The organism is Chryseobacterium sp. WG23 (assembly GCF_024586575.1).
GTDB lineage: Bacteria > Bacteroidota > Bacteroidia > Flavobacteriales > Weeksellaceae > Chryseobacterium.
The window spans coordinates 1-21,910 of sequence record NZ_JALCZE010000021.1 but is presented as its reverse complement, the minus strand read 5'-3'; the positions used below and the strand labels follow the sequence as shown (position 1 = coordinate 21,910).

Sequence of the window (21,910 nt, the reverse complement as noted above, 5' to 3'; positions counted from 1 at the left end):
TTGATGGTTCTTATTGGTTACGAGTTGAGGGGTTGATGGTTGAGAGTTTATAGGTAAGAGCGATGTAACGTATAAAAACCGGAAAGTGGAAGAATAATAAGTAATTTTCTTTTGAAGCTATTAACTCTCAACTCTTAACTCTTAACTCTTAACTCTTAACTCTCAACTCCCCTACAAATGTTTATTCCCCGTTATTTTCAATTCATTCAAATCCAGCTGAGATTCGGCTTTTCTAATCTCATCATCACCGAATAATTTTTCACGTTTCATTTTGAATAAATCCTTTCTCTGTAATGCAATAATGTCGAGCATGACCTTATGATATTCCTTCAGATCATTCTGCCTGTTGGTGCACATTTCAATAGAGCTCAGATGGTTTTGGTGGAGTTTAATATCATTTTCCAATGCTTTTTTAAGGTTCTCTACCAGGTTATTACTGCTTACCGTAGGTTCATATTCTTTGATCAGCCTGTCAATTGCCAGTTGATCCAGTCTCATTTGAATTCCTGCCTGCTGCTCATGAGAAGGTAAAATAGGATCAATTTCCTCTATTTTAGTTAATTTAATAATCAAAGGCAGTGTAAGTCCCTGGAAAACCAACGTTACAAAAATAACGATAAACGTGATAAAAATAATCAGGTTTCTCATAGGAAACTGAGACTGCTCATTCATCATAACCGGAATGGATAAGGCTGTTGCCAGAGAAACAACTCCCCGCATTCCGGCCCAACCGATGATCAAGGGATTTTTCCATCCCGGGCTTGGGTCCAGTCGGGCTTTTTTACTCAGCCATCTCGGTAGATGGGCTACCGGGTAAATCCATAACAGGCGAACCACAATTACGATACCACTTATAATTAAACCATATTTTATACCCTCCATTAAAGAGGTTTCTCCCAGACCATTGATAATATCCGGAAGCTCAAGTCCTATTAATACGAAAACCAACGCATTCATTACAAAGATCAACGTATTCCAGACTCCTGTCATATTAATTCTTGTCGTTCCGGTTTTAAAAATCTCATGGGCACGAAATGACATAAAAAGTCCCCCGCTTACCACAGCCATCACTCCTGAAAAATGGAAATGCTCTGCGGAAAGAAATAAAATATAAGGTGTAATTACCGTAATAGCGGCATCAATTGCCGGGGTAGTAGGCAAAAACTTATGAATGGCATAAAAAATATGAGCTCCGATAATTCCTACAACAATTCCCATTCCTGCCACAAGAAAAAACTGGCCGATGGCTTCATGCATTGAGAAAGCTCCCGTCATTACCGCAACTAAAGCAAACCTGAAAACAATCAGTGAAGAAGCATCATTGATCAGGCTTTCCCCTTCCAATATGGCAAGGGTTCGTTTAGGAACCTTTAATCCTTTTAATACAGTGGCTGCTGCAACAGCATCGGGTGGAGAAACTATACCTCCCAATAAAAAGCCTAATGCCAGGGTAAAACCGGGAATCAGAAGCTGTGAAGTATAAGCAACCACCAGAGAGGTCAGGAAAACAAGTCCAAAAGCTAACAGACTGATGGGGCGTTTCCACTTCCAGAAGTCATTCCAGGAAGTATACCATGCCGCTTCATATAAAAGCGGTGGTAAAAAGATTAAAAATATAATATCGGGATCCAGCTTTAAAACAGGTACTCCCGGAATCATGCTGATTCCTAATCCGGCAAGCACCAGAAAGATAGGGTAAGCAATCTTTATGCGCTGTGCCAGCATCACCAGCATCATAACGAGTAATAAAAGACCCAGTATTAAAAGTAGTGATTCGTGCATCTTTTTTAGAGGATATAAGTTTTGGCTAAAGCCAATGGATTGATGATATATTGTCGGGTGGCTAAAGCCCACCTCTATTGAATTTTGACAATACTATCTTTTAATTTATTTAAATATAACCGAATTCGCCAGCTCAATTTCCTCCTGATTAATGGAATGTCCGAAATTGGCGTACACTTTTTCTGTAACCTCAGCATTCATTTCTCTTAGAATATTGGCTGTAGCATACACTCTTTCTATGGGAACATGGAAATCAGGATTACTGGTTGCTAAAAGAACCGGAGTTCCTGCAAAATCACCTTTATAGTGATCCCGGTTGATCTTATCACCAATCACTCCTCCGATAATAGCCACTGCTCCACCCAATTTTTGTGCATTACGGGCCAAAAATTCCAGCGTAAGACAGGCGCCCTGGGAAAATCCGAAAAAATAAATGTTTTCAGGTTTAATGCCTGCATCTACAGCAGCTTTTACTGTTTGATCTACCATTTCCAGGGCAGATGACAACCACGGTTCATTCTGATCAACCGGAGCGATAAACGAATAAGGATACCAGGTATGATTCAGTGCCTGAGGGGCTAATAATGCATAGTCTTTTACATTCAGATGTTGGGATAAACTCAGGATATCCTGAGCACTTCCACCGCGTCCGTGAATCATAATCAAGGCTTTCTCTGCCTGTTTTAACGGTATTCCTGCTGTTTTTATATTTAAAATATGACTCATTATTTCTATCTGAATTTTTCTGTTGGATAATTAATTGTAGGGAGAATTTCCGTTAAACGTTCCCTTTGTTCTTCAAATTGTTCCGGTAACATCAAATCTTCCCCTAATGATGCAGCTTCTTCATCTGCATCGAACCCCGGACCCGAAGTGGCAATTTCAAACAACACACCACCGGGCTCTTTAAAATATACTGATGTGAAATATTTCCGGTCTTTCACTTCTGTATGCTCCAAACCATATGCATTGAGCCTGTCTACCATCTCAAGTTGCGACTGTGCATCCGGAGTGGCAAAAGCTACATGATGAACAGTCCCTCTTCCAGCCAGCCCTTTTAACGCATTAGGCATATACAAAAGATCTACATATTTCCCCGGTAAATCTTCTGTTGCCAGTCTCAATCTGTCAGCGCTTTCAGTAATGACCTTATGGTCCATCTGGGTCGTTAAAAGGGCGGCCGTTCTTTCATAAGCATCCTGCCAGATTTCCACATGGTGAATTCCTTTTAACGCATATTCTTTGGGAATATAGCCGTTGTTATATCCTTTTCTTTCATCTTTATCATTAAAAACCAATTCCAGTCCCAGCCCGTCAAAATCTTCGAGATAAATAAAAACTTCATCAGAAAATCTTTGCTGTGGCTGTTTATATTGAATATTAAACTGATCCAGACGATTTGTCCAATACTCCAATGCATCCATAGAAACTGAAAAAGCAGTGGTATTCAGCATTCCTTTGCCGTGTCTTCCATTAATCAGGTCTTTACCATAGGGAAAAGTTGTCAAAATAGTTCCCGGCGTTCCATATTCATCTCCGAAATAGAAATGATAAACATCGGAGTATTCAAAATTAACTGTTTTCTTGACCAATCGAAGTCCTAAAACTCCGGTATAAAAATCTATATTTTCCTGAGCATTGCCGGTAATAGCCGTAACATGATGCAATCCTGTGATAAGTTTCATAAAGCTGAAAATTGAAAGTTAAAATTATTGACTGATTGTTGTAATGTGGAGTTTCTACATATATTTCCGGATTATTCCAGAGTGGGAAGGAAAAATGACGACCAACCAAACCTGTCAGTAAACTTAGTTTAGATCCATTCTATACCCTTCTCTCCTACTCACCGTGATTACAACGTTTCTTTCATCCACACATCATTATATTCTTCCGGATGACGTTTGAACTGTGCATGAACATAGGGACACAAGGGTACAATCTTCAAGTCGTTTTCTCTTGCATAAGAAACCAGTCTTTCCAGTAAAATTTTGGCAAAGCCTTTTCCTTCATATTCCGAATTCACTTCAGTATGATACACGGTCAGTTTTTTTCCAATTACTGAAATGTCCATTTTTCCTGCTTTATGATCATCTGAAAAAAGTTGAATTTCTCCTTTTCTTCCTTCTAAAACTATTTCTGTTCTTTCCATTTATTTTATTTTTGTTGATGCTGTTTACTATATTATTCTTACTGTCAAAATTACAGTCTTTATCGGAGCTAAGTAATGATCTATGATAACTTCGGTAATGCTTCTTCTATTTTATCACGCATTCCTTCATATTGTACAGGAAGTTTCAGGTGATTTCCCAGTTCATTCAGTGGTTCATCTACAGTAAACCCCGGATTATCTGTGGCAATTTCAAATAATACACCTCCAGGTTCACGGAAATAGAGTGAGTAAAAATAATCCCTGTTGATCTTAGGAGTGATACTTAAGCCTGCAGATAATACTTTTTCACGGTATTCCATTAAAACAGCATCATCTTTTACTCTAAAAGCAATATGGTGATTGGTTCCTGCAGCATTTCTTCCGGATGGCATTTTATCATTCTCAATAATATCTACGAAATTGGCCGTATCAATAGCATCTGTAGCCAGCCTGTATCTTTCCCCTTCCTGCTTTTGAAGATCATATCCTAAAATATCCGTTAAAATCTTAAGGGTAGGATCAGCTTTTTTTAAACTTAAAGTAACATTATGAAATCCTTTCAAAGCATGCTCTTCTTTGATATCATCAGTGGTCCATACTTTTCGGTGATCATCAGCAGATGGCTCTATGAACTGTAACTGCAAGCCGTCCGGATCTTTAAAAGAGATCAGCTTTTCCCCGAAGAACTCCTCTTCCTTTATATTCACATTAAAATTTTGAAAACGGCTTTTCCAAAATCCAAGGCTTCCTTTCGGAACTGAATATCCGATATGAGTAGCCATACCGCTTCCATTAGTACCCTGACCAATTCCTTCCCACGGAAAGAAAGTAAGAATAGTTCCCGGTGTTCCGTTTTCATTTCCAAAATAGAAGTGATATGTTCCCGGATCATCAAAATTGACGGTTTTCTTGACCAGCCTTACCCCTAAAACCTGAGTATAAAAATCTAAGTTTCTTTTTGCATTGTCTGCAATAGCTGTAATATGGTGCAGGCCTAATATTCTATTGTCCATGTTTTTTAAATTTGATGCTAAATTATGATCAATAGAAATCCTGTGCATTTAACTAGTTTAATAAATGAATCTATTACAGATCCAACCCCTGAAAAAACGCACAGTAAAAAACTGCTTTATACAATTCTTAAATAATCAAACTTATTTTAATCATTCCATAACAGCATATTTCATCGCATTTCCACAATAAATGAATTAAAAACTATTTTCCACCAACATTCAATCAAAAAATAAAAACAAATAAAATACTGAATTACAAATATTTAAATCCGTTACAGTAAATTAATATTCAAAAAGCCTACTTTTTTAGTGGACTAATAAAAATTATATTATATATTTGCAATCGTATTCAGGAAATAAAATAAAATGAAGGCAGAATTAAAAAATAATTCAATAAAGAAACATACCATCAAGAACATGATGATGTGTATCTGTATGCCTATACACCAAGAATACTGTGGATGACCTTACTTTTATATAACATATTTTTTAAAGGCTCTACAACATTGTAGAGCCTTTTTTATTAACAACAAACAACATTAAAAAATAACAATGAGCACTTCTAAAAACAAATGGCTGGTCCCATTGGCATTTACCAACATCTATGTAATATGGGGGATTACATTTTTAGCCATATCATTTGGCTTGAAAGGTTTTCCTCCGTTCATTCTTTCGGGATTAAGATTTCTGGTTGCAGGAATTCTGATGATAGGATATCTCCTGTCAAAAGGAGAAAAGGCTAATACGATGATCAACTGGAAAAAAAATGCTATTACCGGTATTTTAATTCTTACCGGAGGAACAGGTCTTGTGGCCTGGGGAGAGCAGTATGTAACGGCACCGGAAGCGGCCATTTCTATTGCAACCGGACCTTTTTGGTTTATTGCCATTGACAGAAAGAACTGGAAATATTATTTTTCAGATAAATTTATTCCGATAGGCCTGGTCATTGGTTTTGTAGGATTGGTATTATTTTTAAAGGGAAGTGTAAACTCAACGGCAGCACATGCAGCCACTGACGGCCATCTTCGTATTACCGCTTTTATCGTGTTAGGATTAAGCTCTATAGCCTGGGTACTGGGTTCTTTATATTCAAAGAAAAACCCGGCTTCGCAATCTACTTTTATGAATATTGCCCAACAGCTTATAGTAGCTGGATTGGCCTCTTTTCTGATTGCATTTTTAAGAAAAGAATGGACCGTTTTTTCGGTCTCAGCCATCCCATTATCAGCATGGTTGGGTGTTTTGTTTTTGATCTTCTTTGGATCTATAGTCGCTTATTTGTCGTACATTTGGCTATTGTCCGTAAAACCCGCCGCTTTGGTAAGCACCCATACCTACATTAACCCTATTGTAACGGTTATTGCAGGCTGGATTGTTGCCAATCAGAGCATCAATGGAGGTCAGTTGTATGGTTTATCCATTATATTGCTGGGAGTATTGCTGACGAATGTCACCAAATATTTTAAACTTTCGAAACGGTCAAAAGTGAAGTTAAGAAGAGTGAAACGATTTTTTAATAAAACAGGCAGACGATACCAGCCTATTTAAATAGTATAAAACATCAGAATGATAGAAATCAAAAATATATCAAAAACATTCCATCAGAAAAAGCAATCTTTCAAGGCGCTGGATCGTGTGAGCCTCACTATAGAGAAAGGAGATATCGTAGGAATTATCGGATTTTCAGGAGCTGGAAAAAGTACCCTTATCCGTACGGTAAATCTGTTGGAAAGACCGGACGAAGGGCAGATTATTATTAACGGAAAGGATTTCACTCAACTAAGCTCAAAGCAACTGGCTGAAGAGCGCAAAAAAATTGGGATGATCTTCCAGCACTTCAACCTTCTTTCTTCAAGAACTGTTTTTGATAATATCGCGCTTCCTTTGGAGCTCGATCGTACAAGTAAAGATCGTATTAATAAAAAAGTGAATGAGCTTCTGAAAATTGTAGGCCTTGAAGATAAAGCCCATGATTATCCACGAAGCCTTTCCGGAGGTCAGAAACAGAGAGTTGCCATTGCCAGGGCATTAGCCAATGATCCCCATCTTTTACTCTGCGATGAAGCTACCAGTGCGCTTGATCCTGCCACCACACAGTCTATATTACAGCTGTTAAGAGATATCAATCAAAGACTGGGAATTACCATCCTCCTTATTACTCATGAAATGGAGGTCATCAAAGCAGTCTGCAACCACGTTGCCGTGATAGACAAAGGAAAATTATTAGCAAAAGGAACTTTAAGTGAGATTATTTCGGATCGGGAAAATCCGGTAATCCGCCAATTTATAAATTCAGATAACATGACCCTGCCGCAGGAACTCAATAACAGACTTCAGAAAGAACCACAGGATGGTTTATTTCCGCTGGTCGAAATAGAACTCAATGAAAATATAAGTGTTGAACAACTTCTTTCAACCTTATATAGTCAATATAAAATTCCATATAAACTTTTGAAGGCTGATGTAGAATATCTTGGAAACTCCAATTTTGGAAAACTGCTGCTTCAGCTTCAGGGGAAAGAAGAAGAAAATCAACAGGCCATCTACTATTTCAATCAAAATAAAATTCAAAATACAGTAAAAGGATATGCTTAGTGATACGGTAATTGCTCTTTTAGCAAAAGGAGCTTGGGAAACAATTTATATGACATTCGTATCCGGATTTTTTGGATTCGTTCTAGGCCTTCCGGTTGGGATTTTGCTGTTTTTAACAAGAAAAGGACAGCTGTTGGAAAATACCGTTTATCATAGGGCACTCTCTATTTTGGTGAATATTTTCCGTGCCATTCCTTTTATTATATTAATTGTATGGATGATTCCGTTTACAAGAATTTTAGCAGGAACCTCCATTGGGGTTAACGCAGCATTGGTTCCTTTAAGTATAGGAGCAGCCCCGTTTATTGCGAGGCTAGTGGAAAACAGCCTCATTGAAGTTCCTCACGGTTTAATAGAAACGGCAAGAGCTTTGGGAGCTTCACCCTTTCAGATCATCAGAAAAGTATTGCTTCCGGAAGCCCTTCCTTCACTTATCAATAATGCTACCATCACTTTAATTACTCTGGTAGGCTATTCTGCGATGGGCGGTGCGGTAGGTGCCGGCGGATTAGGACAGGTTGGCTATCAATATGGTTATATTGGTTATGATATTGTGATCATGAATACTGTATTGATTTTACTGGTTCTGTTAGTATTTATTATCCAGTTTGCAGGAGATCGGCTGTCAAAAAGGTTTGATCACAGGTAGAAATTCTGAGCGTAAAGGAGTAAGATCTGCCCTTTTACAATTCCTTTTTCTTATTTAAAAGAACGACAATGAAAAAAATAAAGATTTTAAGTTTATTTGCTGCCGGCATATTATTATTTACGGCTTGTTCCGGAAGGAAAGATGATCCGAATTTTATCCGGGTGGGAATTACCTATGGCCCGGAGCAGGAAATTGCTGAAGTGGCAAAAAAAGTAGCGAAAGAGAAATATAATCTTGAAGTGGAATTGATCCCCTTTAATGATTATGTTGTTCCCAATGAAGCTTTGACCACCGGGGATATTGATGCCAATGCTTTCCAGCATGTTCCTTATCTTACTGAACAGTCGAAACAGCGGGGTTACAATCTGGCTGTGGTGGGAAATACATTTGTTTTCCCTATTATAGCGTATTCCAAAAAAATTCAAAATATAACTCAGTTGCAGCATGGAAATACGGTGGTTATTCCTAATGACCCTACCAATGGAGGCCGTTCTCTGCTTCTGTTACAGAAAAATGGCTTGTTACGATTAAGAGACGGTGTTGGGTTGCTTCCGAAAGTGACCGATATCACAGAAAATCCAAAGCAGCTGAAAATTATGGAGATTGAAGGCGCACAGATCCCAAGAGTTTTGGACGACAGAGATGTGGTGGTAGGTATTATCAATAATAACTTTGCAGCCCAGGCTGGGTTGGATTCTGAGAAACAGAGTGTTCTAAAAGAAGATAAAGATTCTCCTTACGTCAATGTAGTGGTTGCCAGACAAGACAATAAAAACAGTCAGAAGGTAAAAAATTTCGTCAAAGCTTATGAGTCTGATGAAGTGGAGAAGAAAGCCAAAGAAATTTTTAAAGGAGGAGCCGTGAAAGGATGGTAATGCTGAATTTGAGAATCTTAAGGCCCAAATTTTTAGTGTTTTTACGAACACTGATTCATAAACGTCAAAAGTGAATTATCTTTATCCCGTTTCTCATTTTTAGTCTTCGAAAATATAAAAGAACTGTCAAACAATTATGTAGACAGTTTTTTTACGGATTATTTTTCATTTTCTCAATTTGAGATAATAAAAATTTTAGCTATTTTTGCTTACAATCAAATAAAAAGGCATTATGTTAAAGAAAACCGCCATTGTAAGTTTATTCACTCTTATTTCTGTTTCTTATATGGCTCAGACAAATAATACTCTACCGGTTTATTTAGACGAATCCAAACCTGTAGAACAACGTATCCAGGACGCACTTTCCAGAATGACACTGGAAGAAAAAGTGGCTATGCTGCATGCCCAGTCAAAATTCAGCTCACCGGGTGTTCCCAGACTGGGAATTCCTGAATTCTGGACTACTGACGGACCTCATGGGGTACGTCCTGAGGTAATGTGGGACGAATGGGACCAGGCAGGTTGGACCAATGATTCTATTATCGCCTACCCTGCCCTGACGGCTTTATCTGCTACATGGAATAAAAAAATGTCATGGAACTATGGTAAAGCTTTAGGAGAAGAAGCCCGCTACAGGAAAAAAGATATCCTTTTAGGACCCGGAGTAAATATTTACAGGACTCCCCTGAACGGAAGAAATTTTGAATATATGGGGGAAGATCCTTATCTGACTTCAAAAATGGTAGTTCCTTATATTAAAGGAGTACAATCTAATGGCGTAGCAACTTCTGTAAAACATTTTGCCCTCAATAACCAGGAGATGTTCCGTCATACAAGTAACGTGAATGTAGATGACAGAACGCTTTATGAAATCTACCTTCCACCCTTCAAAGCAGCAGTAACTGAAGGAGATTCCTGGACGATTATGGGTGCTTACGATATGTACAAAGGCCAGTATGCCAGCCAGAATCAATATCTTCTGAATGACATTCTGAAAAAAGAATGGAAATATAAGGGAGTGGTTGTATCCGACTGGGGAGCTGTCAATAATACGGAACAAGCCATCCACAACGGGTTGGATCTTGAATTCGGAACATGGACCAATGGTCTTTCTGCCGGAACTAAAAATGCTTATGACAACTACTTTCTGGCAAAGCCTTATCTTGATTTAATTAAATCCGGAAAAGTAGGAACCACGGAGCTTGATGATAAAGTAACCAGGCTGCTTCGTCTTGCCTATCAGACCACCATGAACAGAAATAAACCTTTTGGGAATATTGCTTCTGAGGAACATAAAGCTGTAGCAAAAGAAATTGGCGAGGAAGGAATTGTTTTATTAAAGAACCAGAGGAATGTTCTTCCCATCGATCTTAATAAAGCCAAAAAAATCGCCGTGATAGGTGAAAATGCTATTAAGATTATGACTGTGGGTGGTGGTTCGTCATCATTAAAGGTAAAATATGAAGCGCTTCCTCTGGACGGAATCAAATCCAGATTTGGAAAACAGGCTGACGTTGAATATGCAAGAGGGTATGTAGGAGATATTGGTGGAGAGTATAACGGGGTAAAGTCCGGACAGGACTTAAAAGACAGCCGTTCTGAAACAGAGCTTTTGAACGAAGCTGTAGCATTGGCTAAAAAGTCAGATTATGTCATCTTTGTAGGCGGACTGAATAAAGCAGACTTCCAGGACAGCGAAGGAAATGACAGAAAAAGTTATGGCCTTCCTTACAATCAGGATCACGTCATCTCTGCACTGGCAAAAGCCAATAAAAACCTTGCTGTAGTCCTGGTATCCGGAAATGCTGTGGCCATGCCATGGATTAAAGAGGTTCCAAGTGTTGTACAGGCATGGTATCTGGGTTCCGAAGCAGGAAATTCTATTGCTTCCGTTTTAGCAGGGGATTCTAATCCTTCCGGAAAACTTCCTTTTACTTTTCCAGTAAAACTGGAAGATAACCCGGCTCACCAACTTGGAGAATATCCGGGACAAAAAGAAGAATTTGCAGCAGGAAAAGGAAAAGACCAGAAAAACCCGATCAACATTACCTATAACGAAGGAATTTTCGTTGGATACCGTTGGCATGATACCAAAAACATCAAGCCTCTTTTCAGTTTCGGACATGGATTAAGCTATACTAGTTTTGAATTTGGAAAAGCAAAAGCGGATAAAACGGTAATTTCACAGGGTGACACCATCACTTTTACAGTGAGTGTTAAAAATACAGGAAAGAAAGCAGGTGCTGAAGTAGCCCAGCTTTACATCAGTGATTTAAAATCATCTGTTCCCCGTCCTGCAAAAGAGCTGAAAGGTTTCGAAAAAGTATTTTTAAACCCTGGAGAACAAAAAGAAGTAACTTTTACCATCGATAAGACTGCATTAAGTTATTTTGATGCCGGTAAACATGACTGGGTAGCAGAACCCGGAGATTTTGAAGCTCTGATTGGAAATTCTTCAGATGCTATTAAAACGAAAGTGAAGTTTACACTGAAATAAACACAGGATTATTAATGGAAACCGACTGCCTTACCGTTGATTTCTATCGATATACAATTATAGAAGCAGATCCCTAACAGGAATCTGCTTTTTATTTGTTCTCAAATTCAGCTTTATATTTTTCTCAGGTTTTGTATTTAACAGATCTAAAATCTGAAGGAGATAAAAATTAACCAAAAAACGTCAGGTTTCCAACTTACCTTACATGAAATGAAAAGCAGGCTTCTCGCTGAAACCTGCCTACCTATCTTGTACTACTTTGCTCCTCCTGAATTTTTCTCAAGATCAGTTTTAGTATTTTCTTTTACTTTCTGATTTCCGAAACGTTTTACAAAAGTAAGTGAAACTCCGTACCAGTCCCATTTTGAATACTCTCTGAAAGTTCCGTCCTGGCTGTATGTTGTATTATCTGCATAAGGTCTTTTAAAAATATTCATCAGCTGCATACTCAGTTCCATTTGAGTTTTGGGAAATATTTTAGTGACTGAAATATTATGGAAAACATTGGTATTATTGGCATATGAATTTCCGTTATTCTGATTGGCAAGCTCTACCCATGCACTTACATTAATATTTTTATTGAAGAGATTGGTATATGATATATTGGCGGAGGCTCCCCAATAGCTGATATAATCTTTACCCCCCAGCCTGTTTTTCTCATTAAAATCCTTATTGTTAATATAGTACCATCCGAATCCCGCATTTACATTCAGTTTATTTTTCAGGAAGTTCTGGTTGGTATTGGCAAAAAGGTAATATTTCTCAACTTTTCCATCGAAGTTCCCAGGTAATGAAACGGTTCTCCCGTTTTCCGTTACATAGGTAGTCCAGTAATCCTGATTGGTATGCATATACCTTGCAGAAATAAAGTACTTTTTCAAAAGTCCGAATTTCAGATAAAGCCGGTCATTAGGGTTAGGATTCAGATAAAGATTTCCTCTGGAATATGTTCCATTGATTTCAGGTGCCAGGAAAGGGTTAAATTCAGAATACCAAGGTCTCCAAATGCTTCGGTTATAGGTAAGACTCAAATCAAATTTCTCTGAAAAATTATATTTCAGCAATAGATTGGGCAAAAAAGTTCCATACGCATCTTTTCTCTCTGTACCTGCAACATCCTGTCTTACTTTATAATCAATATATTCATACCGAAGCCCGATTCTTGTTTCCAGTTTTCCGAAGAATGTTTTACTATAATTGGCATATAAAGAACTTAGATTGTCCTCATAATGAAAGATATCATTTCTCGAAAGATTATAATATTCTGACTTTGGATCGTTCATACTGAATCCATAAAGGCTGTTGGGAATAACATGATTGTTGATTTCCGTTTTACCTCCTACTTCTATCGTACCTCCGGATTTACCTAAAGGCTGCGTATAATCTATTTTCAGAAAATAATTACGCATTTGGTTTGAGCTGATAATTCCTAGCTGCTGAGCGGTTTTCACTCCCTGTTTATCAATTTCCTTATCAATTAAATTATCATTGTCATTGCTGGAATAATTGGTCCCTAAATTAATATCTAAAATCCTATTCTTTTCTTTATCATAATATTTGTAGAAGGCATTAGTCCCTAAATTACGGCTGAATCCCCACATATTTTGAGTCTGATGAAAAGAATCATCAGGATTTCCATTAGTGAAGATCATTCCATCAGATTCTGCCAGAGATAAATTCCTGTTCTGTGAATACTCAAATACAAATCCGATATTATTTTTGTCATTCAACTCAAATTCTGAGGTAGAGGAAAGAGAAGGACTTTCATTTCTCGTCTCGTTTTCCATATTAAACTGGGTCGTTTTATTACTTGCATACCGGTTATCCCATGTTTCAGTCTTCTGTACATAATTTCCGCTATTGTAACCTCCTATCAGGGTCTGGGTAAATTTTTTCTTATGGTAGTTCAGGTTGAAATTCGTGTATTGTGAATTTTTGGTACTTTGCCTGTTGTTTAAGGAGATACTTCCTTTCAATCCTTCGTCATCCCTTTTTTTCAGGACAATATTGATCACAGAGCCCGAAGTTTCATACCTTGAGGAAGGGCTTGTAATCACTTCAATCTTCATCAGGTTATCTGCCGGAATTGTTTTAAGATATTCTTTTAATTCTTTACCTGTAAAAACTGATTTTCTATCATTAATATAAACCGTTACGGTCTGCCCTTCTGCTTTTACAGCATCATTATTATCAATACTCACCAAAGGGGTCATTCTCAGAACATCCCACGTTGTATTTCCTGCAAGAATAGCACTGTTGGCAACATTAAATACCGTTCTGTCTACTTTAGATTCTACCGTCGGTTTTCTGGCCACCAGAGTAACGGCTTCAATCTCTTTTTGCTTAACAGTATCTTTTGCAACCTGGGTTTGGGCCAAGGTCAAAGAACCTGCTAATAATGCTATTGGAAATAAAATTGTTTTCATTTGAAATTATAGTTTATTCTATAAGACCACTATGAGGAGCTATTTGTTACACCCAATAGTGAAAAAGTCGAATAAATACTTAATTCTTAGTAAGATATCGGATTCCCAAGCAATAAAAAAAACAGCAAAACAAAACCGTTTACAATAAAACGCCAATAAAAACAACATATAACCATCAAATTCACAGCGAATTATTCAAAACCATACAGTATTCCAAATTTCATTTTCACTTAAAAATCATTTACTGTTTTATACACAAAAAAAGGCCCGGATCTCTCTCACCCGGGCCGCTAGCAATAGCAAATTTACAAGGATTAATATTAAAAAATATGCTAGTTTATATTTTCAAAATAATGGATAACGCCTACTTCCGGCAGACGAAATTTATCCTTATTAAGATCAGTCTCCTGATTGTTGCTGTTTTCTAAAAAAGAGTTGCTGAATAACGCATAAGAAGGCTGTTCTGCAAGCCCATTTTTCAGCAGCTGATGAGCTTCTACAATGGTTTTACCGTATAATTTTCTGAAACTTCCGATATTATATTGTGAAAATGTTCCGTAGTGCACAATAAACTTCAAGGATAATGCTATAGTAGTACTTAAACTTTTACTTAATTCTTCAATTTTTTTATTAAAGGCATTCCTCATTTTCATGAGTATTTTCGAAATATTCTGATAGGAAGGATTTTCGTCATACCTATAAAATAAAATGGCATCTCCTTCAATCTCTGAGATTTCAAAATAACGACCGTTCACATCGATCAGTGTAGAAAGTAGTTGTCTTACAATATATTCTCCTGTATAAAGTTTTGTATTGAACACAAATTCTGTAAATCCGCTAAAATCCGGAATAAGAATGATTCCCTCCTGTATATTTGTATTCTTCATAATGATAATGGATTAAAAACCTGCTTCATCAGTACAGACGAAGCAGGTTCAATTTTACTTTATTGCCATCCGCCTCCTACAGAACGATAGAGTGCCGTTATGGCATTCAGTCTTTGCGCTTTCAGGGAAGCCAGTTCCAGTTCAGCCTGAAGCTTATTGGTTTGTGCAATGATTACCTCTACATAAGTGGCTGAATTATATTTAAATAAAATATCAGCTTTCTTCACCGCTTCATTAGATTTTAAAGCCAATCCTTCCGCTATTTTTTGCTGTTCCTCAAGCTTCTGAATTTGCACTAAAGCATCAGAGACCTCGCCTACTGCTTTTAAAACAGATTGTTTAAAGGTAATTTCAGCCTGATCTGCCAACACCTTAGACTGTTCATACTGGGTTTTCAGCTGCTTACCATTCAAAATAGGCTGTGCAATAGCTCCGGCAGCCATTCCGAAAAGTGATCCCGGCACACTGAACCATTTGCTGATCTGAAATGCATTCACTCCACCCTGAGCAGTAATGCTCAATGAAGGATACATGCTCATTTTAGCCACATGAATAGCCGCAGCACTTTTCCTTACCTCAAGTTCAGCACTTTTAATATCCGGCCTGTAGCTTAACAGCTCTGAAGGGATACCTGCTGCGATATGGTCCGGAGACTGCACCGTATTCAGGCTCGCACTTCTTTCAATCTTACCGGGCATTAAACCCGTAAGCAGACTTAGTGCATTTTCCTGTGTGGTAACGGAACTTTCAATAGCCGGAATTGATTTTAAGATCTGATCCCTTACAATTTCCTGCTGCTGTACCGCCAACGCTGTAGTCAATCCAAGTTCCTGTTGTTTTGTCAGAAATTTCAGGGTATTTTCTGCATAGGTAAGGTTAGATTTTGTGATCTCTAACTGAGTATCCAGCATTAATACATTATAATATCCCTGCACTACAGCTGCCACCAACTGGGTTTTCACAGCCTTTCCGGCTTCCTGGGTTTTAAGATATTCGGCCAGCGCCTGCTCTTTTCTTCCTTTGATCTTTCCCCAGATATCGGCTTCCCAGGAAAGGTTGACAGAAGCTGTATAATCTTCCATATACCTTTTCCCCATGAACTGCCCTGCCATCATCCCGTTCATACTGTTATCCGAAGGGCGGCTGATGTTTGCATTGGCAGCAGCACTTACGGTAGGAATGTTTGCCCATTTACTCTGATTATAAGCCAATGAGGCAAACTCAATCTGCTTTAAGGCTAGCTGAAGGTCATTATTCTGTACCATAGCTTTGTCAATCAATCCTATGAGAACAGGATCTTTGAAAAAATCTTTGTAGCTGATCTTTGCGATATTCTCATTCTGATCCACCATCATACTGTCGCTTCTGAAGGCTTCAGGCATTTTCACTTCAGGACGTTCATATTTCTGAACTTTGCAGGATATAGTTGTTCCTGAAATGAATGCGATATAGGCTATATTTTTAATTTTCATTTTTAAAATCATTTGAATTAATATTCCCAGTCAGCATCCGTTACCACTCTTCCATTGATTTTCTCATGTAAAGCCTGGAATACCACGAAAAGAACAGGCACTACAAAAATCCCTAAGATCGTTCCGAAAAGCATTCCTGAAATAGCTGCATATCCAATAGAATGGTTACCCAACGCTGACGGACCTACTACAAATAGCAACGGAAGCAATCCGGTAATAAATGCTAAAGAAGTCATCAAAATAGGACGCAAACGGGCTTTGGCCCCCTCAACGGCAGAAGCAATGAGGCTTTTGCCCGCTCTACGTCTCTGTATAGCAAATTCCACAATCAGGATACCGTTCTTGGCTAAAAGCCCGATCAGCATCACCAGTGCAATCTGAACATAAATATTATTGGATAGATCAGCCAGTGTAATCCCCACAAATACCCCTGATAATCCTACAGGAATAGCAATTAATACTGCTAGTGGAAGGATATAGCTTTCATACTGGGCTGATAAAAGGAAGAATACAAATACAATACACAATCCGAAAATCATCACCGACTGTGAGCTGGACCCTGCTTCTTCACGGCTCATTCCTTTATAATCATACGTATATCCCGGAGGAAGCACCTGCTTACTGACTTCATCAATAGCTGCCATAGCCTGACCTGTACTGTATCCCGGAGCTGCCATTACGGTTAAATTAGATGAGTTAAAAAGGTTAAACCTATCCACCACTTCAGCTCCCGTCACTTGTTTTAAACTTACCAATGTATTAACAGGAACCATTTGTCCCAGGTTATTTTTAACGAAAATTCCGTTCAGGGATTCTTTATCCTGTCTTGTCTCCGGAGTGGATTGTACCAATACTCTATAATATTTTCCAAATCTGTTGAAATCCGAAGCCTGAATACTTCCGTAATACCCCTGCATTACTCCCAATACATCAGAAACATTGACTCCCAGCTGGGCAGACTTCACTTCATCAACAAGCACTTCAAACTGGGGGTAGGTAACATCAAATGTTGTAAATGCTACCGCCACTTCCGGTCTCTGCATCAAAGCACCCATCATTCCGTAAGAAATGTTTCCTAAATTCTGAAGTTCTCCATTCGTACGGTCCTGAAGTACAAGCTCCATTCCACTGGTATTTCCAAAGCCATCTACCGTTGGGGTATTGATCACAAGGAAATTTGCTCTTTTATCCTGAGAAAGCATTCCCTGGGTTTGTCCTATAATGTCATTGATATTATTAACAGATCCTCTTTGTCCTGCCTTTTTTAATTTAACAAATATAGAAGCGGCAGAAGAGGACATAGAGCCACTGAATAAATTCAGCCCGTCTACAGAAATCACTTTATCGACTGCAGGATTTTTCATCAGAAGATCTTCTGTATCGGACACTACTTTTGACGTTCTGTCTTTAGATGCTCCCGGAGCCAGATTGGCTGTTACAATAATGAAACTCTGATCTTCATCTGGAATAAACCCCTTAGGTGTGGTCATAGACATCCATGCAAACAAGCCTCCGAAAGCAAAGATCAGGATGAAAGCAATCCATTTCTTTTTTAACAGGAATAATACCGTTTTTCCGTAACGGAAAGTCAGTTTATTGAAACTCGCATTAAAACCGGCAAAGAAGCGGTCTTTAAAATTCATTTTCTCATGAGTACCACCGTGATGCTGTTTTAAGAATAAAGCACATAAAGCCGGGCTCAGGGTCAGTGCATTCACGGCAGAAATAATGATGGCAATGGCTAACGTTAATGCAAACTGCTGATAAAATAGCCCTGTAGAACCACTCATAAAGGCTACCGGAACGAATACCGCAGACATAATCAGGGTAATAGATACAATAGCTCCTGTGATCTCGCTCATGGCTGACATGGTTGCCGCCCTCGGATTCAGTTTTTTATGCTCCATTTTAGCATGGACCGCTTCTACTACTACAATGGCATCATCTACTACAATACCAATGGCGAGCACCAGAGCAAATAAGGTCAGAATATTAATGGAAAACCCGAAAACTTTCATGAAAAAGAAGGTTCCGACGATAGATACCGGAACTGCAATAGCCGGAATCAAAGTAGAGCGGAAATCCTGTAAGAAGATGTATACTACAATAAATACAAGGATAAATGCTTCAATTAAAGTATGGATTACCTGTTCTATAGACTGGTCCAACGCTTCTTTTGTAGCATACGGAATTTCATAATCCATTCCTTCGGGAAAGGATTTTTCCAGTTCTTTCATTCTCTCCTGAAGGGCAATTTGTACTTCATTGGCATTGGATCCTGCCATCTGGAAGATCGCCATCGTTACAGAGGCCTTTTTGTTATAATTGGAAGAAACCGTATAACTGTAAGCTCCAAATTCTACCTTGGCGATATCTTTTAATTTTAAGACAGAACCGTCGTTCAGTGCTTTAATTGTAATATTTTCATATTGCTCCGGCTCTGTAAATTTTCCTTTGTAGCGAAGTACATATTCCATTACCTCTTTACTTCTCTCCCCTAATCTTCCCGGTGCTGCTTCAAGGTTTTGGGTCTGAATAGCGCGGGAAACCTCCGCAGGGGTAAGGTTATATGAAGTCAGCTTATTTGGATCCAGCCAGATACGCATTGAATAATCTTTATTTCCGTATACCATGGCGTCCCCTACTCCTTTTACCCTTTTTAATTCCGGGACAATATTAATCTTGGCATAGTTTTCAAGGAAAAGATCATTCATTGAACCATCTTTACTCGTCAGAGAAACCATGGCGATCATACTGTTTTGTCTTTTCACGGTAGTAATTCCGGCCTGGATCACCTCAGCAGGAAGCTGGTTGGTTACCTGTGCTACCCTGTTCTGAACATTAATGGCTGCCTGGTCGGGGTCTGTTCCCAATTTAAAAATAACAGTAATACTTAATGTTCCGTCATTACTTGCTGTAGAAGTAATATAATCCATATTTTCTACCCCGTTAATCGCGTTTTCCAGCGGTGGAGCTACAGACCTTGCAATCGTTTCAGCGTTGGCTCCCGGATAGGCTGCCGTTACCATCACGGTAGGCGGTGCAATGTCCGGAAATTTTGTGATCGGCAGGCTTACCATCCCCACAATTCCCAGAATAACAAGCAATACGGAAATAACCGTTGCCAGTACGGGTCTTTTTATAATTTTCTTTAACATGATTTCTTCTTACGATTTTTTCTGTTGAGCATTCTTCTTCTGAGCCACTACAGGAGTCCCCGGCTGTAACCTGTCGAAACCGGAAACAATGTATTGATCACCAGCCTTAAGCCCGGTAGATACGATGAAATGATCTCCTGCTTTTCCATTGACTTCAACGGGCAGCATGGCAGCCTTTCCATCTTTAATGGTAAATACAAAAACTTTATCCTGAATCGTTCTTGTAGAAGCGATAGGAAGTAAAACAACATTGCTGTAAAACTGATCCAGCACGATTTTTCCAGTATTTCCGCTTCTCAGCATGTTTTTCGGATTATTGAATTTCGCTCTTAAAGTAATAGAGCCTGTGGTTTTATTGAACTGTCCCTCTACAGCATCAATTCTTCCTGTTTCAGCATATTTTTCACCTCCTGAAAGCAATAGAGAAACCGCTGGTGTATTTTTGATCACTTCATCAATACTGCTTCCTACATATTGTTTCTGAAAATTATTAAAGTCATTTTCACTTAAACTAAAATAGGTGTATACCTGATGAATATCTGAAAGCAGCGTGATAGGATCCTGATTTCCAGGGGTCATTAAACTTCCCAAACGGTAGTTGAACCTTCCGATAAACCCACTTACCGGTGCTTTAATCACAGAAAAATTAAGATTAATCTTTGCAGATTCAATAGAAGAAGTGGTCTGGCTTACCGCTCCTCTTGCAGCATTATAAGATGCCTCCGCCTCTTTTACCTGAATTTCCGAAACCATTTTATTTCTGAATAGCTCCTTCTTTCTGTCCAGATCAATTTTAGAAGTGGAAAGGTTCGCCTGAGCGGTAATCAAAGCTGCCTGGGCACTTTTAAGCTGCTCTCTGAATACCTGATCTTCAATTTTGAAAAGAGGCTGCCCCGCTCTCACAAAATCTCCTTCGTCTACAAAAATTTTACTTAAATATCCTGTTACCTGAGGTCTGATCTCAACATTGGAAACGCCCTCTACAGATGCTGCATATTCCCTGGAAACAGAAGCATCTCCCTGCCTCACTGTTTCTACAGGAAGTTCGGGTGCCTGCTGCTGATAAGATTGATTTTGATTATTTTTCCTGCATCCCGCCAAGACAATAAGCGAGAGGAAAAGTATGGTTGATTTCTGAATTAAAAATCTTTGCATAACAATATTCCTTTTAAATTTACCGCACAAAATTCGAACGAAAAAAATTCAATAGGATTATTCAAAAAACTTCTTGTTTTGTCAAAAAGACGCCTAGTTTTTAAAAACATGAGAAATATCATTTATAGGTAATTTAAATGATAGATATTCATATTTTTAATCAGAATTATACTTTAAATTTAGCAAAAAGACGTCAATCAATATAACTCATTCATTATCAGTATAGATCATCTTTTCTATATTCCAAAGGAGATCTGCCCGTATGTTTTTTAAAAAACTTGCTGAAAGAGGCCTGGTCTGAAAACTTCAGCTGCAGAGCGACTTCATTGATGTTTAAATTAGGGTTCTTAAGTAAAAGCCTGGCTTCTACAGCCAACACCTGATGAATAATTTCCCGGGGAGATTTAAACATCGTTTTATTAATAACTTTGGTAAGGTATTTCCGGCTGATGCATAATTTATCAGCATAAAACTGAACATTATGCTCTTCTTTGAAATGATCCTGAACCAGTATAAAAAAACTGGTGGTAAGCTCATCTTCCCTATGGGTCACCAGATGTGGCTTTTCTATTTTTTTGAAATAATTATCAATCTCGTAGATTACCAGTGAAAAGTGATGCCAAATCATTTCATTGAAATAATAATTGTCTTTTTCCTTATTATTCAGCATCTTCAATTCGTCAAGATGAAACTGAAGCTTTCTGTACATATCAGGTTCATTCCTGATAATATGGGTAGGGTCTGATGACAGGCTTTTTAGCACATTATTCGACTTATAATTAAATCCTGCCTGAGAAATAAAATCTACAGAAAAGAAGATATATTTAGCATTATAATCTTCAGCAATATTTTCTACCCAAAAAGTTTCTGCCATTGGACAAAAAACGGCATCTCCCTGAGACACCTCATAGCTGGTATCATCGAGTCGAAAGCTGACACTTCCCTTCTGTACTAAAAAAATACAAAAATAGTCTGAACGGTAAGGAATATTTGGTTTTATAATATAATTTACCTTGTCAATATCCATGACAACAAATTCTTTGATCCTGAGATCAAATTCCACCTGTTCCAGAACTTCATCAAAAGCCAATTGTGAAACAAAATCAGGTTCTGTCTGTTTTTTTTTAGCCATCAAAGATTAAATTAGGACACGAAGGTAGTGAATAAAAAAATTTGAATGCTAAATAGGATGTTTTTATATTTTGGCTAAAGCCAATGGGTATTCAATTATTTAAAAAAATGGGCTAAA

The 21,910-nt window shown here is 38.2% G+C and carries 16 protein-coding genes; 5 read left to right on the top strand and 11 right to left on the bottom strand.

Translation table 11 applies throughout. From position 1 onward, the window contains the following. Positions 1-171: 171 nt before the first annotated feature. The 5 genes from MP477_RS22570 to MP477_RS22550 form a co-directional block, all read right to left on the bottom strand. Positions 172-1,782, bottom strand: coding sequence for a Na+/H+ antiporter (locus tag MP477_RS22570; protein ID WP_257192274.1), 1,611 nt, complete (start codon positions 1,780-1,782; stop codon positions 172-174). Between the two features lie 105 nt (positions 1,783-1,887). Beyond that, positions 1,888-2,508, bottom strand: a complete 621-nt coding sequence (locus tag MP477_RS22565) for an alpha/beta hydrolase (RefSeq protein WP_257192273.1) — start codon at positions 2,506-2,508, stop codon at positions 1,888-1,890. Between the two features lie 5 nt (positions 2,509-2,513). Then, positions 2,514-3,467, bottom strand: coding sequence for a VOC family protein (locus MP477_RS22560; RefSeq protein WP_257192272.1), 954 nt, complete (start codon positions 3,465-3,467; stop codon positions 2,514-2,516). A 167-nt stretch (positions 3,468-3,634) separates the two neighbouring features. Next, on the bottom strand, positions 3,635-3,931 hold the full coding sequence (locus MP477_RS22555; protein WP_257192269.1) for a GNAT family N-acetyltransferase: 297 nt from the start codon (positions 3,929-3,931) through the stop codon (positions 3,635-3,637). A gap of 80 nt (positions 3,932-4,011) precedes the next feature. Continuing rightward, positions 4,012-4,944 carry a ring-cleaving dioxygenase gene (locus MP477_RS22550; protein ID WP_257192268.1) on the bottom strand — a complete coding sequence of 311 codons (933 nt, stop codon included), beginning with the start codon at positions 4,942-4,944 and terminating at the stop codon, positions 4,012-4,014. 552 nt (positions 4,945-5,496) lie between these two features. Here MP477_RS22550 and MP477_RS22545 point away from each other — a divergent pair. The 5 genes from MP477_RS22545 (at position 5,497) to MP477_RS22525 (ending at position 11,563) form a co-directional block, all read left to right on the top strand. Next, positions 5,497-6,495, top strand: coding sequence for an EamA family transporter (locus MP477_RS22545; protein WP_257192267.1), 999 nt, complete (start codon positions 5,497-5,499; stop codon positions 6,493-6,495). 18 nt (positions 6,496-6,513) lie between these two features. Continuing rightward, entirely contained in the window at positions 6,514-7,542 is a 1,029-nt protein-coding gene (locus tag MP477_RS22540) for a methionine ABC transporter ATP-binding protein (RefSeq protein ID WP_257192266.1), read from the top strand. Beyond that, positions 7,535-8,191, top strand: coding sequence for a methionine ABC transporter permease MetI (metI, locus tag MP477_RS22535; RefSeq protein ID WP_257192264.1), 657 nt, complete (start codon positions 7,535-7,537; stop codon positions 8,189-8,191). The genes MP477_RS22540 and metI overlap by 8 nt, the downstream gene beginning before the upstream one ends. Before the next feature lie 68 nt (positions 8,192-8,259). Continuing rightward, positions 8,260-9,066, top strand: a complete 807-nt coding sequence (metQ, locus tag MP477_RS22530; RefSeq protein WP_257192263.1) for a methionine ABC transporter substrate-binding lipoprotein MetQ — start codon at positions 8,260-8,262, stop codon at positions 9,064-9,066. Positions 9,067-9,298: 232 nt separating this feature from the next. Continuing rightward, positions 9,299-11,563: a glycoside hydrolase family 3 C-terminal domain-containing protein gene (locus MP477_RS22525; RefSeq protein WP_257192262.1), complete on the top strand. Its 2,265-nt coding sequence runs from the start codon at positions 9,299-9,301 to the stop codon at positions 11,561-11,563. 254 nt (positions 11,564-11,817) lie between these two features. Here MP477_RS22525 and MP477_RS22520 read toward each other — a convergent pair whose 3' ends face one another. The 6 genes from MP477_RS22520 to MP477_RS22495 all read right to left on the bottom strand — a co-directional run bounded on the left by MP477_RS22520 (position 11,818) and on the right by MP477_RS22495 (position 21,793). Next, positions 11,818-13,989 (bottom strand): TonB-dependent receptor domain-containing protein, encoded by a 2,172-nt coding sequence (locus MP477_RS22520; protein ID WP_257192261.1) that lies wholly within the window; start codon positions 13,987-13,989, stop codon positions 11,818-11,820. Between the two features lie 332 nt (positions 13,990-14,321). After that, a complete protein-coding gene (locus MP477_RS22515) occupies positions 14,322-14,876 on the bottom strand; it encodes a DUF2652 domain-containing protein (protein WP_230035681.1) in 555 nt (184 codons plus the stop codon). 59 nt (positions 14,877-14,935) lie between these two features. Then, positions 14,936-16,348, bottom strand: coding sequence for an efflux transporter outer membrane subunit (locus MP477_RS22510; RefSeq protein WP_257192259.1), 1,413 nt, complete (start codon positions 16,346-16,348; stop codon positions 14,936-14,938). A 17-nt stretch (positions 16,349-16,365) separates the two neighbouring features. Beyond that, entirely contained in the window at positions 16,366-19,506 is a 3,141-nt protein-coding gene (locus MP477_RS22505) for an efflux RND transporter permease subunit (RefSeq protein ID WP_257192257.1), read from the bottom strand. Between the two features lie 9 nt (positions 19,507-19,515). Continuing rightward, the gene (locus MP477_RS22500) at positions 19,516-20,661 is read right to left on the bottom strand and encodes an efflux RND transporter periplasmic adaptor subunit (protein ID WP_257192256.1); all 1,146 of its coding nucleotides are present in this window, start codon (positions 20,659-20,661) and stop codon (positions 19,516-19,518) included. Between the two features lie 217 nt (positions 20,662-20,878). Next, positions 20,879-21,793: an AraC family transcriptional regulator gene (locus MP477_RS22495; RefSeq protein WP_230035673.1), complete on the bottom strand. Its 915-nt coding sequence runs from the start codon at positions 21,791-21,793 to the stop codon at positions 20,879-20,881. Between the last annotated feature and the right edge of the window lie 117 nt (positions 21,794-21,910).